This is a genomic window from Alcaligenes aquatilis (assembly GCF_003076515.1).
GTDB lineage: Bacteria > Pseudomonadota > Gammaproteobacteria > Burkholderiales > Burkholderiaceae_B > Alcaligenes > Alcaligenes aquatilis.
In genome coordinates this window covers 3,051,475-3,067,940 of sequence record NZ_CP022390.1, presented here as the reverse complement: position 1 = coordinate 3,067,940, position 16,466 = coordinate 3,051,475, and the positions used below count along the sequence as shown (strand labels likewise).

Here is a 16,466-nt window from a genome sequence, read left to right as displayed (position 1 = left end):
ATCGCAATCCCGGCCTGTTGCGTCCTAGCCGGAAAAGCACAGATTTCGCTGTCAGTGGCCAGACAGTTCGATGGTAAGCGCTGGAGACTGTACCACCATCATGACCACCCCAGGGATACCGACCCACAGCTTTGAGCCTGTTACATCGGCTAGCGAACGCTTGATTCGCGGCTTAAGTCTGTACGTCATCCCTTTGTTTCTGATCATGCTCACGTTATGGGTATTGTTGTTCCTACCCAATCGCTACCCTAGCGTTCCCGGTCAAAATTTAGGCATTCAAGCACTGGCCAGCCAACAAGAGCATGCGGATCCAGAGTTATTGACGCAATTGGAAAATGCACCGTCCCAACAACGGCTGCACCTGAGCGAGCCCCATTGGTTGCTACTGACCCTGCCTGCTCCCTTGCCTGAACAAGAGCAAGTCCTGCACTTTCCCGCCTCCCCGATTTCCTCGCTGCACTGTGAAGATGCCCGTAGCGGCAAGACTCTGCGCAATAGCGAGCTGTCCCCGCCTGCTGCCCTGTCACCGACCCCGGTCAAAAGCTACACCCTGGAACTGGACCAGACAAGCCACACTGCCACCGTTCTGTGTCGTGTCCAGACCTCACGTCCCACGCTACTGCAAGCCCAGCTCTGGGCCAGCTCTGACGTCACCAACTCTTCAATTCACCTTAGCCGTGGCATAGGGCTGCTGGAAGGCGGCTTGCTGACCATGGCCATGTTCATGCTGGTGCTGGCCGCGACCAACCGCGCCTGGATTTACCTGCTGCTGTCTGTCTGGCTGATTGGCAATCTACGTCTGGGTTCGATGGCGATGGGTTGGGACACTCAATGGCTAGGCCAGATCCTGCCCTCCCAGTACATGCCCGTACTGCGCCAGGTCACCATTGCCTGCTACTTCATTCTGAGCTACTCCCTGTTCACCGTCTTGCTGGGCAACTCCATCACCACCGCCCGCCTGCAACGCTTGCTACCCACGGTCGGCATACTGGGCTTGATCCTGCTACCCGTGTCCCTGCTCGCTCCAGCTTCAGTGTTCCAGCCCCTGATGTGGATCAGTACCATCTACGCGCTGTGCTGCGTCTCGGCCGTACTGCTATCTGTTCTCTTGCATACCCGCTCGCGCATCTTACTGTGGCAACTGGTGCTGCTGAGCATGGCCTTGTGCATGCTCATTTCGTCCGTTTTTCTGGTGACGTTTGGCTATTCCAGCTTTGTAGAGAACTTTAACGGCGTCATCGCCTTCCTGCTCTCCAACCTAATGGTGGCACTCGCTGTAGGCGAACGCTTGCGGGAGGATCGCAGCGAATCTCTGCGCGCCCGTAACGAGCTGATGGCGCACTACCTGGTCACCCCTGTTGGCATGTTCACCTTGAACGAGTCCGGTGTCTTTTTGCGCATCAGCCCCATGTTGAGCCGCATGCTCCACATAGAAGCAGACCCCAGCGAAACTACCATTTACTGGACGGACTTTTTCCCCGAGCAAGACTGGAAAGCTGTCGCACAAAGCACCCAGAACGGCCAGGATGTCACCATTACCCACTACGACGCGAATGCTCAGCCATGCCAATTCGCTTTGCGCGTGGCCATCGTCAACCAGTGCATTGAAGGCTCTCTGCAAGATGTGACCGCCCGCGCCGAGACCTACCGCCAGCTGCGTCTGATGGCCGACAACGACCCAGTGACCAACGTCCTGAACCAGCGAGGAATCGAAAAAGCCCTGGATGGTCTGCTCAATCGCAGCCAGAACGACAAACCCTGCTTGTTAGCTTATCTGGACCTGAACCACATCAAATATGTGAACGGTACGTTTGGCCATTCCTCGGGTGACGCCCTGCTGCTTAAAGTCTGCGAACAATTGGAATCCGTTCTGCGCAGCGAAGACAAAATCGGTCGCATCGGTAGCGATGAATTTGTGATCATCTTTGAAGATTGCGAACCGGACCAAGCCCGCGCTCTGGCCAATAACGTACTGGAGTCGCTGAACAAAAGCCCCGTATTGGCGGGCAACCGCAGCTTTAACCTGCGCAGCACATTGGGGCTGGTCGAAGTCGCACCCGGTATGGCTCCGCAAGAGGCCATCTCCGCCGCCAGTCGAGCCTCCCGCGACGCGCGCCGACTGCATCAAGACATGATCATCTATGGGCAGGACTCCAACGCCCTGCAAGAACACGCCGAAGAGCTGCGTCTATTTGAAGAACTGGAAGGCGGTTCTTCCCGCGCACTCTACCTGGAAATGCAGCCCATCGCCGCCTTGCGCCGCCCCATGGACAGCCTGAACTTCGAGGCCCTGCTACGCGTGCGCGACTCCTCCGGCCAGCTCATCCCTACTGGCCGCATCATTGCAGCAGCTGAAGAAAGCGGCACCATCACCATCATCGACAAATGGGTGTTCTCCGCCACCCTGGAGTGGATGGCCAAACACGAAGCCCAACTGAGCAAGACCCAATGGGTCACCATCAACCTGAGCGGCGTGTCCCTGAACGACGACACCTTCATCGAATGGCTCTTTGACATTCTGGCCCGCTTCGAGCACCTGGCCCGCCGATTGTGCGTTGAAATCACCGAAGGCGTGGCACTGGATGATCTGGAGCACACCCGCAACTTCATGCGACGCCTGCAGAAAATGGGCGTACGCATTGCCCTGGACGACTTTGGGGCGGGCTACACCTCCTTCTCCTACCTGCGTGAACTGCCCGCCGACGCCATCAAAATCGACGGCGCGCTGATCTGCGACATGCTGAAAAAAGAAACCAACGTCGCCATCGTGCGCACCATCGTCGAACTGGCCAACAACCTGGGCATGATCAGCATTGCCGAATGGGTAGAAGACGTCCCCACTCTAAAAGCCCTGCAAGAACTGGGCGTGGACTACGTACAAGGCTTCATCATCTCTAAAGCCTGCACCCCGACTGAACTGCTCAAAGCCCAAGCCATCACCGACCTGGTCCACGACGGCGCAGCCAAACAGTTCCTGATCGAGTCCCAGGATAAATTCCCACCAACCATGTAAATAGATAGTCACCCAAGGCCCACAGCAGGCCTTGGTGGCCCATGACAAGACCTTGCGCCACCTACGGACGCGCACTCGTATCAAATGCCATAGGGACGCTATAAAGGCTTTGTTACTGTCATCGCCCCAATAGTCAGCTCACTTTCCCGTTATCTACAGCAAGCCACGCCAAGATACGCATCACAGTCAGAACACCCCCCAACACCCGGCTGCATCACAGCCCTGAGTCTGGCCAGACAGCACCACCTAATACAGAGAGCAATCCTGTCCAAACGCAGACCGATGTCTAAGCGTCACGCTGGAAACAGGTTCAAGGAATAGATACCGCCGCCACGCTAGCTTTGTTTTGGTGCTCTGACTCTGACTCTGACTCTGACTCTGACTCTGACTCTGACTCTGACTCTGACTCTGACTCTGACTCTACAACAGGCTACGCCGGTCCCTCTTGGAACAACAAGCGCCCAGTCACACCCTACACAGAGAAAAACGCAATTTTCCCTCCCATCGCCCACTTGCCCCTCACCCCCTCTGAAGTCAGAGGGGCCATAAGTAAACACTGTGAGCCGCTGGTGTGCGGGTCAGCGTGTCGGGGCTATTCAGAGTGCCTGCCGCGGGCGGAGTATGGCGTAGGGATGCAAGCACCGTTCTGTTCGCGCCCGACGCTTGTTGAGTGTCCGGGGGACACTCAACCGGGCAAGTTAACGATGCGCCCGTAGCCATACTTCGACAAGGGTACCGGTGCGCAGCACCGGCAGCGCTCAAGCCCCGACACGCTGACCCGCACACCAGCGGCGTCTTCCGGCGCCTATGCCACCCCAAAAAACACCGTTCAAGGTCCACCAAAAAACAAGCAAATAGCGGTCCCCCCACGCTACGCCTTCGGCTTGCTGCCCCCTTTGTTGTCGAGGGTGCCGAGACTTGGGACGCTCCAGCGGCAAAAAACCCGAGTCCGGCATCCAGCCAAACTCGGGTTTTCCATTTTCAACCAAGCATTCTGAAACCAATCCCCCAGCCCCAGAACAGCAAAAAGACTTACAGCTCCCCGTAGGAATGCAGCCCCGACAAGAACATATTCACGCCCAGGAATGCAAAGCTGGTAATCAACAAACCAGCCAGCGCCCAATACGCCGCCATCGTGCCACGCAGGCCCTTGAGCAAACGCAAGTGCAACCAGGCCGCATAGTTCAGCCACACAATCAAGGCCCAGGTCTCTTTCGGGTCCCACTGCCAGTACGTACCCCAGGCATCAGCGGCCCACAACGCCCCCAACACCGTCGCCACCGTAAAGAAGGCAAAACCCACCGCAATCGCGCGGTACATGATGTCATCGAGCACTTCCAAGGAAGGCAGTTTGCGCGAAATCGGACCACGGAAATACAAAATCGTGCCCACCATCACACTACCGATACCGAAATACAGCATCCAGGTCGGTGACAACTCCCGCGAGCCAAAAATCATGGGCTCGGCACATAGAATGGCGCCCAGCAAAAACACTGGTATCAGCTTGGCACGCGAACGTGTCTCACCATTTTCCTTAACCAGATAGGCAAAGCCCACCATGGCAGCCAAGGAGAAGGTACCGTAACCAATAAAGTTGGCCGGCACGTGCAACTTCATCCACCAGCTTTTCAGCGCAGGCACCAAAGGCTGGATCTGATGCGCATCACGTGTGAAGGAATACCACAGCAGGAAAATAACCAACGAGCTGATCGCCAACAACACAAAGCCACCCAAGGCACGGGTGTTGTAACGACGTTCGTAATACAGATAAAACAAGGCCGTAATCAGCGCCAGCAAGACAAACACTTCATACAGATTACTGACTGGAATATGGCCAATGTCCGGGCCGAGCAAGTGACCTTCGCGCCAGCGTACCAACAAGCCTGTCGTGCCAGCATACACAGCCGCCCAAGTCAGACCCGAACCCATCCAGGCGGCCGTATTGCTGAAAAAACCAGCCCAGTACATGACTGTGCCCAGAATGAACAGCGCACACATCCACAAAATAGCGGACTGGGACGAGAACAAATACTTCAGCAGAAATACCGAATCGGCCTTTTCAATATCGCCGGTACCCAGTCCCTCACCCGTGCTATACAGCCAGACTGCCAGCAAAGCCGTCAAACCCGAGAGCACCAGCAAGGTACGCAGCGGACGCCACAACCACCCTAGCCAGGCCACAAAGGGGACAAAAGCCACCAGAATGATCTTCTCGTAGTAATCCATGCTGGTGCTGTACACATTGAGCGCATACGCCGCACCCAAAGCCAGTACCACCAGAAACAGCACATCCGTCCAGTCCGGACGGCCACGGATACCGCGCCGGTCACCACTGGATGCGATATTGTCTTGCCACATCGTTGGAGTGGCCGAAGAAAGGGTCTGCGCCATAGTTGCTACACCTTGTCAGACAGATAGCCGGTTGAACGCCGCTTTCAGGCGATCAAACTCGAGGTTAAAGTCCAAGTTGCGACGTTGGGATGTCATGGCAGCCATTACGCTGCTGCCTAGCTTGTGAGGGCGAATCCACACCCACACACGGCGATCCCGAATATAGAACATCGAGAACACGCCAATAATCAGAAACAAGCAACCCAAGTACACAATGTACATGCCTGGGCTGCGCGCCACCTGAAATACGCTGGCCTGAACTTGCTCAAAACTGTCCAAGGTCAACATAACGGGTGCCGGGTAATCGGGTAGATTGGCAAAGGCCAGAACAGCAGACTGAATCCAACGATTGGCATCGTTATTTTCCTGACTGTAATCCAGCTCCGGCAAGCCTTGTTGCTGTCTGACCAAATCACGCAATTCCGATAGTGTGAACTGAATCATGGGAATTGCAAAACTCAGGATACGCTCGCGCTCGGCCTCGGGGACACGGCTGATCAGGCCGTCAAAACCGGCACGCACAAAAGTCTGCAAAGCGGTTCGGGAAGCCGAGAGCATCAGCTCTTTTTGCTCGGGCGAAGAAGAATTACGTTCGGCAAAACGCTCGGCCGCCTGGTTTACCAGGGCCTCGTTCTGTGTCGCCGCCCGCAAATCCATGAATTCTTTCAAGGAACCCTTGTCGTCAGCCGGGAAACGCACGTAACGGAACGGTTCGGCGGGCGAAAAACGCATCCCGGCCAGAAACACCAGAGTGCCGTCCAGCTCCACTGGCAACATGTAGTTCACAAACTCGCGGGACTGGCCCTGGTCGTCGATCAGACGATAGTTCACGCTGGGGCCAACGTTCTTCAAGTTCTGATCTTTCTTGTTAGCTGCGCTACCGGTAACCGCGGCCACGTGTTCAATCATGGCCTTGGGCTGAGGGTCACCCTCGGTCAGGTTTTCCACATTGATAGGCCGCAACTCAGTCAGTTGCACCGTCAAAGCATGCTCATTGGGACTTTCCTGAGCCGCGATGCCTACGGTCTCGCCCACCTTGCCACTCAGAGCAAACGTCTTGGAGCCAGGGCCTACCAAAGGATAGCCCTTCAAGCTGAGAATACTGCCACCATCATCAAAGCCGGACTGGTAAACCGTCACGCCCTTGTAACGCAAAGGCTCGTTCACCTCGATCGTGCGCTCAAAGGTATCACCCGTGACAGGATCGGTTACTTCCACTTCGCTCTTGAAGCTGCTGGGCATGCCAGTGGAGTAATACTCCACCAGAAAGCGCTTGAGCTCCAGTGCAAAAGGCAGAGGTTGAATCAGGACGCCTTCACCAGAATTGATCACGGCAGTCGCGGTACGGGCACCTTCAGGCACCAGCATATTGGCGCGAAAGCTGGGGTTGCCCAATCCCAGTCGACCCGACTCGGGCACTTGGGAAATCAGTATGTTTTCTGTAATGGGCTGCTTGCCGCCCAGCCACACTTGCAAGCGCACGGGCAATTCGCTGTCAAGCAGACCGCCCACACAGATCACCACGATGGCCAGATGAGCAAAGATGTAACCCAGCTTGTTGGCGCTGCCTTTTTTGGCCGCCATCATCATGCTGCCATCGTCGTCCTTGCGCACGCGTACCGCATAACCTTGGGACTGCAACCAACCTTGAACCTGCTCCCGGTTGTGTTCGGGGGCACCGGCACTTTCCAGCTCCACACGATGGGGAAAGGCTTTGAGACTGCCACCGCGCACGTGCTCCTTGAAGGTGCGCATTTCGCGGATCATCTTGGGGGCATTGCGGATAACGCACAGCGTGGTCGAGACCACCAGAAACGTCATAATGACCATGAACCATCCACTGTTGTAGATGGACCAGATCGAGAAGTGATCGAACAATTCAAACCAGTAGGGGCCGAACTGATCGATATACGTATTAGCGGGCTGGTTTTGCGCCAGAACAGTCCCGATCAGGCTGGCTACGCAAATGAACATCAGCAAGCTGATGGCAAAGCGCATCGAACCGAGCAATTCCAGGAAATCGGCCGCAAAGCGACGCACAGAGGATACTTTTTTCACAAAGGCTAGCTTAGGAGGTGGGTGGGGTTCACCGGAAACATCCAGACTTTGAGCACTGAAAGTGCCACAAGTTCGATGACTGGACAAAATACCAACACAAGACCCGGCCCAAATCGGCACCGCCCGGTGTTAAGGCACCCAAACCGCCACAACCATCAAAGGAAGCTGGGGCCACAAGGTGAATGTCAGGCTCTAGGCAGTCAGGGGGCCATTGGCCCCCTTGGACTGATTAACGCAGGCCAGCGGCGAAATCCGACACGGCGGCAATGTCAGCATCCGACATGCGATCGGCAATGTCGTGCATTTCAGCACTATTGGCACGGTCACTGCTACGGAACAGTTTGAGCTGTTCAACAATGTAGCCAGGGTGCTGACCGGCCAGACGAGGATATTGTCCTGGCATGCCAGCACCATCAGGCGAGTGGCAAGCGGCACAGGCAGGAACACCACGCTCGGGCAAACCACCGCGCCAAATCTTCTGGCCGCGTTCCATGGTGTCTTCTTTAGTGGCGTTAGCAGCCTGATCCCAGTTCACAGGCTGTTGGGACAGGTAAAACGCCACGTTCTTCATGTCTTCTTCGGTCATGCCCGCAGCAATGGCTGTCATCAGGCTGTTGGCGCCCTCAGGGCCACGACGAGAAGGAAGAGACTTTTCATCCTTGGCACGGAAATCGTGTAGCTGCTTGACCAGGTACTCGTACGGCTGGTGAGCCAGCGACGGGTTGACCGGAATAATACTGTTGCCGCCATCCCCGTGACAGGTCACACAGGCCAGCACGCCACGCGACATCTCACCTTGCAGGTAGAGCTGCTCGCCTTTGGCGGCATCTGGCTTGGGCAGACCAGCTGCATGGGCCACGTTAGCGGTAAAAACCACAGAGCAAGCCATCGTCAGGCTGCTTGCGATAACGACTCGGGAAAGCGCACGCTTCATTTGGACCTCGATAATCGCGAATCAATCGGGGTGCCGCATGCGCCCCGCAAAAGCCACCGTAAGCCGCTGGTCAGTACCCAGTGGACTACGACATTACTGTTTCAAATCGAGAGATTATACAATAGGCGCTGAACCAATATGGAATTACGCTGCAACCATGTCGATACTGCACCGCGCTCACTTCACGATTTCAGCTGCTCAGATCGATCAGCTGCCCCCTCCCGGACCTCCCGAGGTCTGTTTTGTGGGGCGCTCCAATGCGGGCAAATCCTCCGCCATCAACGTATTGGCCAACCAACGAAAACTGGCTTTTTCCAGTAAAACGCCGGGACGAACACGCCTGATCAATATGTTCGGTATTCCCGATCCGCTCTCGCCAGGCGACTTTCTGGGCCACCTGGTGGACTTGCCCGGCTATGGCTACGCTGCCGTGGCCCGCCACGAAAAGCAGGACTGGGCCGAAATTCTGGGCGATTACCTGGCCACCCGCCCCTCGATTGCCGGCATTGTGTTGCTAATCGACATCCGACGCGGCGTGACCGACCTGGATATGCGTCTGGCCGATTGGATTGCGCCTACCGGCAAACCCGTACTGGCGCTTTTGACCAAAGCCGACAAACTGCCTTATGGTCAACGCATCAAGGCGGTGGCCGAAGTGCGTCGCCAGCTCCGAGAAATTGGCGCCCTGCATGCGCTGCCCTTCTCTTCCACTGATCGTATCGGTTTGCCCGAAGCGACCGAATGCATCGAAAACTGGATTTCTCCGAAGGTTGTTCCATGACTCGTTTTATTCCTCCTGCCGACTTTCCTAATACTCGCTTGCGCCGTAACCGCCGCGACGAGTTTTCCCGCCGTCTGGTGCGCGAAAACCGCCTGTCCACAGACGACCTGATCTACCCGGTCTTTGTGCGTGAAGGCGAGAAAGTTCAGGAGCAAGTCGGCTCCATGCCAGGCGTCATGCGCTATTCGCCAGACGAACTGATGCGCGTGGCCGAACAGTGTCTGGAGCTGGGCATCCCTGTGCTGTCCCTGTTCCCTTCCATCGACCCGTCCCTGAAAACGCCGGATGGCAGCGAAGCCGCCAACCCCAGCGGCCTGATTCCCCGCGTCGTGGGCATGCTCAAGCAGCAATTCCCAGAGCTGGGCGTACTCACTGACGTGGCGCTGGACCCCTACACCAGCCACGGCCAGGACGGCATTCTGGACAATGACGGCCACATCCTGAACGAAGAAACCGTTGCCATGCTGATCCGTCAGGCCCAGACCCAAGCTCAGGCGGGCGTGGATATTGTGGCCCCCAGCGACATGATGGACGGCCGTATCGGCTCCATCCGCGCCGCTTTGGACAAGGACCAGTTCATCCACACCCGCATCATGGCGTACTCGGCCAAGTACGCCAGTGCCTTCTACGGCCCCTTCCGCGACGCGGTGGGTTCGGCTGCCAATCTGGGGCGTTCCAACAAGAACACCTATCAGATGGATCCAGCCAACCGTAACGAAGCTCTGCGTGAGGTGGCCGCCGACATCCGTGAAGGCGCCGATATGGTCATGGTCAAACCTGGCCTGCCTTACCTGGACATCCTGCGTGACGTGAAAGACGCCTTTGGCATGCCCACCTATGCCTACCAAGTCAGTGGCGAGTACGCGATGATCAAGGCCGCTGCGCAGAACGGTTGGCTCGATCACGACAAGGTCATGATGGAGTCTCTGCTGGCCTTCAAACGGGCTGGTGGCGATGGCATTCTGACCTATTTCGCCATCGAAGCGGCCAAGCTGATGCGCGAACAGAACTGCTGATTCATATCAATCAGAATGCAAAAAACGCAGCCCGTGAGCTGCGTTTTTTGTTGTGTGTACGCGACGATGTACCGTCTGTTAGACCCTGATAAGCCCGGTTTCGGGCAAATCAGAAACGTCAGGCACCGGCCAAAGCCTCGTCGAGCACCGTGGAGAAGCGACTGGCATCCTGAAAACCGATCACGCGCAGTTGTTCCAATTGTTTCCCCTTGGAATCAAAAAACATGATGCCGGGAGGGCCGAACAGGCGGAAATGTTTGAGCAGTTCACGATCCTCTGGCGTATTGGCGGTGACATCCACCTGCAGCAATTCAAACTGCGCCATGCGTTGCGCAACAGAGGGATCACTAAAGGTGAAGTTCTCCATTTCAATGCAGGACACACACCAGTCTGCGTAGAAGTCCAACATCACGGGACGAGTAGCCTTGGCCAGGCGCTCCTCCAGCTCCTGCAGCGTCAGCACGCGCTGAAACTCCACCTTGTTTTGCGCAGCGGCCACCGTACCGGACGATTTCAGCCCTTCCAAAGGACGAATCACGCTGGGACGACCCAGGGCAATGCTGATCATCATCATGATGGCCCAGACCGCCAGCATCATGCCCACACCCTGTCGTAAACCCGACCAAGGCGTACGTGCAGCCGTGCCGCGCCCGAACGCTCCCAGCAAGGCAGCCGCCCACAAGGCCAGGACAACCCAGCCAAAAACGGCAATCGTGCCCGACATCAAGGGCGAGACCATCCACCAGGCCGTCGCCAACAGCAACACACCAAAAGCGGTTTTGACGCTTTCCATCCAGGCACCCGCCTTGGGCAACACACTGCCCGAACCCGCACCCACAATCAGCAACAAGACGCCCGACCCCCAGGCCAAGGCAAACAGAGCTGAGCCGCCCAGGACCACATCACCCGTCTGCGAGATAAACAGCAGCACGCCAGCCAGCGGTGCCGCAACACAAGGGCCAACAATCAAGGCAGACAGCATGCCCATCAGGAATACGCCGCCCAGTTGCCCGCCCGGCAAGCGATTCATTGTTTCGTTCAAGCGATTTTGCAGTGCCGCCGGCGCCTGAACCGTAAACACATCCAGCATGGACAAGGCCAACACCACCAGAATCAGGGCGAACAGACCCAAGACCCACGGATTCTGCAACCAGCTTGCCAAGCCAGCACCCAGCAAACCGGCCGCCACGCCCAGCAATGTGTAGACCAAAGACAAGCCCAGCACAAAGGCAAAGGCCATTTTCAGGCCGTGCCAACGCGATGGCGCAGGCTGATTACGTCCAGCAATGATGGACAGCAAAATCGGCACCATCGGCAGGACGCAAGGCGTAAAGGACAGCAGCAAGCCGAACACAAAGCTCAGCAACACAATCTGGCCCCAGCCAGCCTGCTTGAGGTAATCGGCCAGGCCCACATCACTCAGGTTCAGCGCCGACGCGACACCGCCTGTAGTGGCGGCTGTAGTCGTAGCAGCCGTTGCTGTCGTGTCTGTTTTCTGAGCCGTGGACTCACCCGGCGCAGGCACCGACACCACACCAAAAGGGCCCGCCACTTCCCAGCCCTGTCCGGTCGGGATCAAGGTCAAGGTTTGCGTTGAGGGGGAATAGCACAGGCCAGCATCGGCGCAACCCTGGCTGACCACATTAATTTTCAGATCCTGGCCCGTACCGCTATCGGCCAGGACAGGCACGCGCAGGGTGACCGAGTTTCGATAGACCTCCATCACTTCATCAAAGGTCGGGTCATACACCTTTTCGCCATCGGGAAGCTGGGGACTGCCCAGATGTTCAGCCTTCTCGGTCGAGACCCCGAAACGCTTGCGATACATATAGTATTCAGGCGCAATCTGAAAATGGATGTCCAGTTGGTCGGGCTGGCTCATGGCCGCGGTCAGCACAAAAGCCTGTTCCGGGTCCAGAAACTCTTCTTCTGCCTGCGCCGTCAACGGCATTGCCAGCCAGGCCAGCATCAGGACAAAGAAAACAGCAAACCACGCGCCAAGACGCTGGGCAGAAAACGGGGAACGCTTCAAAGACAAAGACACAAATCTATTCCGGTTTTTTAGGCTGGGCTATCTGCGATCAGGCAGGACGGGTCTGGGTACGAGCCCAATCCAGATAAGCGGTGAAACCACCAACAACCGGAAGCACAATCAATTCAGGCAGATCGTAAGGATGCTGCTCGCGCAAGCGATCTGCCAGTTCCGGTAGCCGGGCCACTGTGGTTTTGAAAGTCAGCGTAATTTCCTCATCGCCCTGTAACTCCCCTTGCCACATGTACATAGACAAGCTAGCAGGCGCAAGGTTCGCACAAGCGGCAATTCCATCCTCAACCAAGTGATGAGCCAGGTATTTGGCCAGCATCATATCGGGCACGGTGGTCTGCGCCAGTACTACTTGCTGCGCATCCATATCGGGCAGGGTCAAAGCCAGATTGGGTTTGGAACTGGAGGAATTCTCAGAGGACATGCAGGGCTCCTAATCAGAGCCCTTAGTGTAGCGCCGGATGCCTGTGCTTAAACGCTGGATCGAGGTCGACTCAAGCCGCTTAATGTTTCAGAGGGGCGCTCGCCATAGCTATGCCGGTAGTCGGCCGAGAACTGCCCCAAGTGGGTAAAGCCACAAGCCAGGGCTACCTCGGTGACCGACATGCCACCTTGCTGCAAATATTGGCGGGCGGCTTTCAAACGCATCTGTTTCAAACGCGCCATCGGTGCGACACCTAGATGCTCCCGAAACCCGGCATACAGGCTACGCACGCTGACACCTGCCGCCTGCGCAATATCGCCAATGGTGATGGGCTGGCCGGTCTGGCTTTCCATGAAGTCCAGGGCACGCCGCAAAACATGCGGCAAGACGGCCGCTGTTTTGTGAGAAGGTTGATTGTGCTGATGCAGCTCGAACAAAGCGTAGATCAACGTCTGCTCGAACTGGCGCACCTGACGGGGTTGATCAAACAAGGTGCCATCCGACACTTCGGCAAACTGCCAGTCCAGCAAACGGCGCAAGCTGGCCCCACCGGGCGCATCCAACGGGATGGAGGGCTGAAACTCCAGCGGACCGCGCACAGGTTGCGCAAAATAATCCTGATAATGGCGCTCCAACCCTTGACGTCCAATACGCACAAACAGCTTATCGGCCTCCAGACTATGTTCCATGCTGAAGGCTTGAGTCGGGCTAATGATGGAAGCCAGGCGCGAGGTCGACGCGAAACGCCCATGCGCCGTATGAATCTGCTCTTGTCCCGACAGGGGGATTTGCAAGAGATAGAAGTCGTCCAGTGGCTGAGGCGCAATCTGCACCTGTGCCCCATAGCGCAAACGACCATAGGCCACATCCTGGCCTTGGCGTAGAGACAGGCGTGCATTCAAACGCTGACGGGTATCGGCCAAAGTCAGGCTATGCGGGCAGAAAACCTGGGAGATATAGTGCTGAACGCAGTCCACATCCTGCGAATGCAGCTGGGCATAGCGATTCAGTATGGTGGTCATGAGCGTCGCAACAAGCGATAAAAAAAGCTGTACCTTAGTGTGGCACAGCCTCTTGCACTGCAACATCGAGACAATCCCTAGGCCGCCCGGGCCAGGGACGGCAATCCCGATGAGTTACTGACCCTGAAAGCGGCCAAAGCGTCCTTGCCAGTACAGCAAGGGCGAATCCTGTTCCTGCTCGGCATGGTGTACCTGCAACACACGCCCCAATACCAAGGCGTGGCTATGACGCTCAATCACTTCCACAATCTGACAGGCCAAAGCAGCGGGCGCCTGTCGGGCAAGCCAGATGCCGTGCTCAGTACGCAGCCAGTCGTGTCCAGCGTAACGCGCATCGCCTTGCTCGCCTTTGAAACCGGCAAATTGCAAAGCCATGCCCGCCTGCTCAACACCCAGGATATTTACCCCAAACAGACCGCTATCACGCATCAAAGGCCAGGACGAGGAGCTTTGATTCACGCAGACCAGCACCTCTGCCGGATCTGCGGCTACCGAAGTGACCGAAGTCGCGGTCAGGCCGCTGCGCTGACCCTGGTGTTCGACCGTAATCACATTAGCCGTACCCCCCAGATGGCGCATAGCAAGTTTGAACTGCTCGGCAGAAACTCCAGGCGCGTATAGCGCTTGGTCTGTCGGCAAGGAAGCCAATTCCACAGGCATGATTCACCTTTTCTAATCTTATGGGCAGCACAGTCATCGGAACGATGCTGCCTGTGTGGCGTACGTGAACTGGCTATCCCCCTGGGCAAGCCAAAGCCTGCCCGATAGCCAGAAAATCGCTCTTAGCGAATGCCACGCTGCTGCAACAAAGGCAGCACAGTATCACGGAAATAAGGGAATTCCTTTACATAGTCCACAAAGGACAAGGTTGTTCCCCGGAAACCGGCTTCGTGCAGAGCACACAAACCGTCAGCCACTTGCTCGGGTGTACCCACCAGCGGGAAACCACCGTGGCCCGCCGCCATGCGTTCACGGATTTGCTCCAGCAGCTCGTGCGGGAAAGAATGAGCGTGGGCAAACTGCAAATTCATCAAATTATCCACGGCACCATTGTCGATATTGGCCATGATGCGTTCCCACTCGGCCTGGGCCTCGGCTTGCGTAGGACGACACACAACGTGCGAGAAGGTCATCACATCGACTTTGCGACCTTGCGCTTGGCCCTGCGCCTTGAGCTCGGCCACTTCTTTCCTGGAGCGCTCCAGCTCCATGGCGGGCGTGAACAGGAAGTTGGCATTACGACTGGCAAACTCACGGCCTTGACCTGAACCGGCAGCGTTAAAGATAGGCGGATCAAATTCAGGACGAGGATTGCCGTAGACCCCTTTGGCCTGGAAGTACTTTCCATCCCAATCGAAACGGCCATCGTGGTGCCAGATTTTCTTGATCAGGTCGAACCATTCTTGCGCATAGCCGTAACGGGTTTCATGATCATCAGGCAGCTTCACACCCAAAGCGTCATACTCAGGCTTGTTCCAGCCGGCCACGATATTCAAACCGACCCGGTTGCCGCTCATCTGGGCCATGGTGGCGAGCTGCTTGGCAATCACCACAGGGTGGTTAGCAACCGTGTGCACAGTGGCAAACACGCTGATATTGCGAGTATTGGCCAGCAAGGCAGTCGCCCAGGTGACGGTTTCCAGCACGTAACCGTGGAAATCGGTTTCGCCACCGTAACCAATCCAACGGGCGATAGGCAACATGAAGTCAATACCGGCATCGTCCAGCAGCTTGCCCAGCTTCAGATTGTTTTCCCACGTAGCCTGCCAGCGATCGGGCAAGGTTGATACCGTCATGCCACCACCGCAATTGGTGGCAAAGGTTCCCAGCAGAAACTTATCGTGTGTGAGCAATGTATTCTGTGCCATCGCCAGTCTCCTGAAAATCGTTGTTCTTTACAGCTCACCACCATGGCGAAGCTGACATAGCGCAGATTTTAGGGAGCGGCCCTAAGGCCCACTATCGGATCACTGCCGCTTTTATCAAATGCCTGCAATTATTTGAACTTTAAAGCTCTACAGGTCAGAAAACTTAGTAAAAACCCTTATATAACAGCGCCTTGTTGTTTTTTTTGAGCTGTTTTTAACAGTCAAAGCACCCTGCTTTACGCCTTTTCACTGTGCTGAATGGAGCCCACATTCTGGCTCAAACCCGCGCTTGGACCTATATAAGGGGTAGGCTTGGCACCCGGCCTGGGGAGCAGGCAAAACGAAGGTGAGAAACAAGATCAGCAGCAACAAGGTTAGGACCTTTCCAAAAACGCCTAGCCCTTGATGAACAAGACCATACCGCCGCCAATAAAAAAACGGACTCCTGAGAGTCCGTTTTCAATACTACGAGAGAAACAAGCGGCGCTTATTCAGCAGCGGCTTCTTCCTGAACTTCTGGACGATCCACCAGCTCCATGAATGCCATAGGAGCATTGTCACCCTGACGGAAACCCATTTTCAGGATGCGGGTGTAGCCGCCGTTACGCTCTTGGTAACGTGGGCCGAAAACTTCAAACAGCTTGGTCACTGCATCGCGGTCGCGCAGACGGGCGAAAGCCAGACGACGGTTTGCCAAGGTTGGGTTTTTAGCCAAAGTGATCAGGGGCTCAACCACGCGACGCAGCTCTTTAGCTTTAGGCAGTGTGGTTTTGATGGCTTCGTGAGTCAGCAGGGACACGGACATGTTGCGGAACATGGCCAAACGGTGGCTGCTGGTACGATTCAGTTTACGTAGACCGTGACGGTGACGCATGATGATTTTCCTAAATAATGAATCTAATTGGCACGCCGCTT

General features: G+C 56.3%; 12 protein-coding genes. 3 read left to right on the top strand and 9 right to left on the bottom strand.

Annotated features, from left to right (window positions below; all coding sequences use genetic code 11):
• The first annotated feature begins 100 nt into the window (after window positions 1-100).
• On the top strand, window positions 101-3,013 hold the full coding sequence (locus tag CA948_RS14055) for a putative bifunctional diguanylate cyclase/phosphodiesterase (protein ID WP_108728331.1): 2,913 nt from the start codon (window positions 101-103) through the stop codon (window positions 3,011-3,013).
• Between the two features lie 1,032 nt (window positions 3,014-4,045).
• On the opposite strand, the gene ccsB is transcribed toward CA948_RS14055, so the two are convergent.
• The 3 genes from ccsB to CA948_RS14035 form a co-directional block, all read right to left on the bottom strand.
• Window positions 4,046-5,404 (bottom strand): c-type cytochrome biogenesis protein CcsB, encoded by a 1,359-nt coding sequence (ccsB, locus tag CA948_RS14045; protein ID WP_094198129.1) that lies wholly within the window; start codon window positions 5,402-5,404, stop codon window positions 4,046-4,048.
• A 15-nt stretch (window positions 5,405-5,419) separates the two neighbouring features.
• Window positions 5,420-7,462 (bottom strand): cytochrome c biogenesis protein ResB, encoded by a 2,043-nt coding sequence (locus tag CA948_RS14040; protein ID WP_094198130.1) that lies wholly within the window; start codon window positions 7,460-7,462, stop codon window positions 5,420-5,422.
• Between the two features lie 229 nt (window positions 7,463-7,691).
• Window positions 7,692-8,396 (bottom strand): c-type cytochrome, encoded by a 705-nt coding sequence (locus tag CA948_RS14035; protein WP_199827849.1) that lies wholly within the window; start codon window positions 8,394-8,396, stop codon window positions 7,692-7,694.
• A 157-nt stretch (window positions 8,397-8,553) separates the two neighbouring features.
• On the opposite strand from CA948_RS14035, the gene yihA reads away from it, so the two are divergent.
• Window positions 8,554-9,177, top strand: a complete 624-nt coding sequence (yihA, locus tag CA948_RS14030) for a ribosome biogenesis GTP-binding protein YihA/YsxC (protein ID WP_042489383.1) — start codon at window positions 8,554-8,556, stop codon at window positions 9,175-9,177.
• A complete protein-coding gene (gene hemB, locus CA948_RS14025; RefSeq protein ID WP_094198132.1) occupies window positions 9,174-10,193 on the top strand; it encodes a porphobilinogen synthase in 1,020 nt (339 codons plus the stop codon). The genes yihA and hemB overlap by 4 nt, the downstream gene beginning before the upstream one ends.
• Before the next feature lie 118 nt (window positions 10,194-10,311).
• Here hemB and dsbD read toward each other — a convergent pair whose 3' ends face one another.
• The 6 genes from dsbD to rplQ all read right to left on the bottom strand — a co-directional run bounded on the left by dsbD (window position 10,312) and on the right by rplQ (window position 16,425).
• Window positions 10,312-12,237, bottom strand: a complete 1,926-nt coding sequence (gene dsbD / locus CA948_RS14020; RefSeq protein WP_108728330.1) for a protein-disulfide reductase DsbD — start codon at window positions 12,235-12,237, stop codon at window positions 10,312-10,314.
• Window positions 12,238-12,274: 37 nt separating this feature from the next.
• Window positions 12,275-12,661 carry a divalent-cation tolerance protein CutA gene (gene cutA, locus CA948_RS14015; protein ID WP_108728329.1) on the bottom strand — a complete coding sequence of 129 codons (387 nt, stop codon included), beginning with the start codon at window positions 12,659-12,661 and terminating at the stop codon, window positions 12,275-12,277.
• Between the two features lie 47 nt (window positions 12,662-12,708).
• Window positions 12,709-13,683 (bottom strand): AraC family transcriptional regulator, encoded by a 975-nt coding sequence (locus CA948_RS14010; RefSeq protein WP_094198135.1) that lies wholly within the window; start codon window positions 13,681-13,683, stop codon window positions 12,709-12,711.
• Window positions 13,684-13,797: 114 nt separating this feature from the next.
• Window positions 13,798-14,343 carry a flavin reductase family protein gene (locus CA948_RS14005; RefSeq protein ID WP_094198136.1) on the bottom strand — a complete coding sequence of 182 codons (546 nt, stop codon included), beginning with the start codon at window positions 14,341-14,343 and terminating at the stop codon, window positions 13,798-13,800.
• A gap of 122 nt (window positions 14,344-14,465) precedes the next feature.
• A complete protein-coding gene (locus CA948_RS14000; protein WP_094198137.1) occupies window positions 14,466-15,551 on the bottom strand; it encodes an LLM class flavin-dependent oxidoreductase in 1,086 nt (361 codons plus the stop codon).
• 487 nt (window positions 15,552-16,038) lie between these two features.
• Window positions 16,039-16,425 (bottom strand): 50S ribosomal protein L17, encoded by a 387-nt coding sequence (gene rplQ / locus CA948_RS13995; protein ID WP_003805334.1) that lies wholly within the window; start codon window positions 16,423-16,425, stop codon window positions 16,039-16,041.
• Window positions 16,426-16,466: the final 41 nt, after the last annotated feature.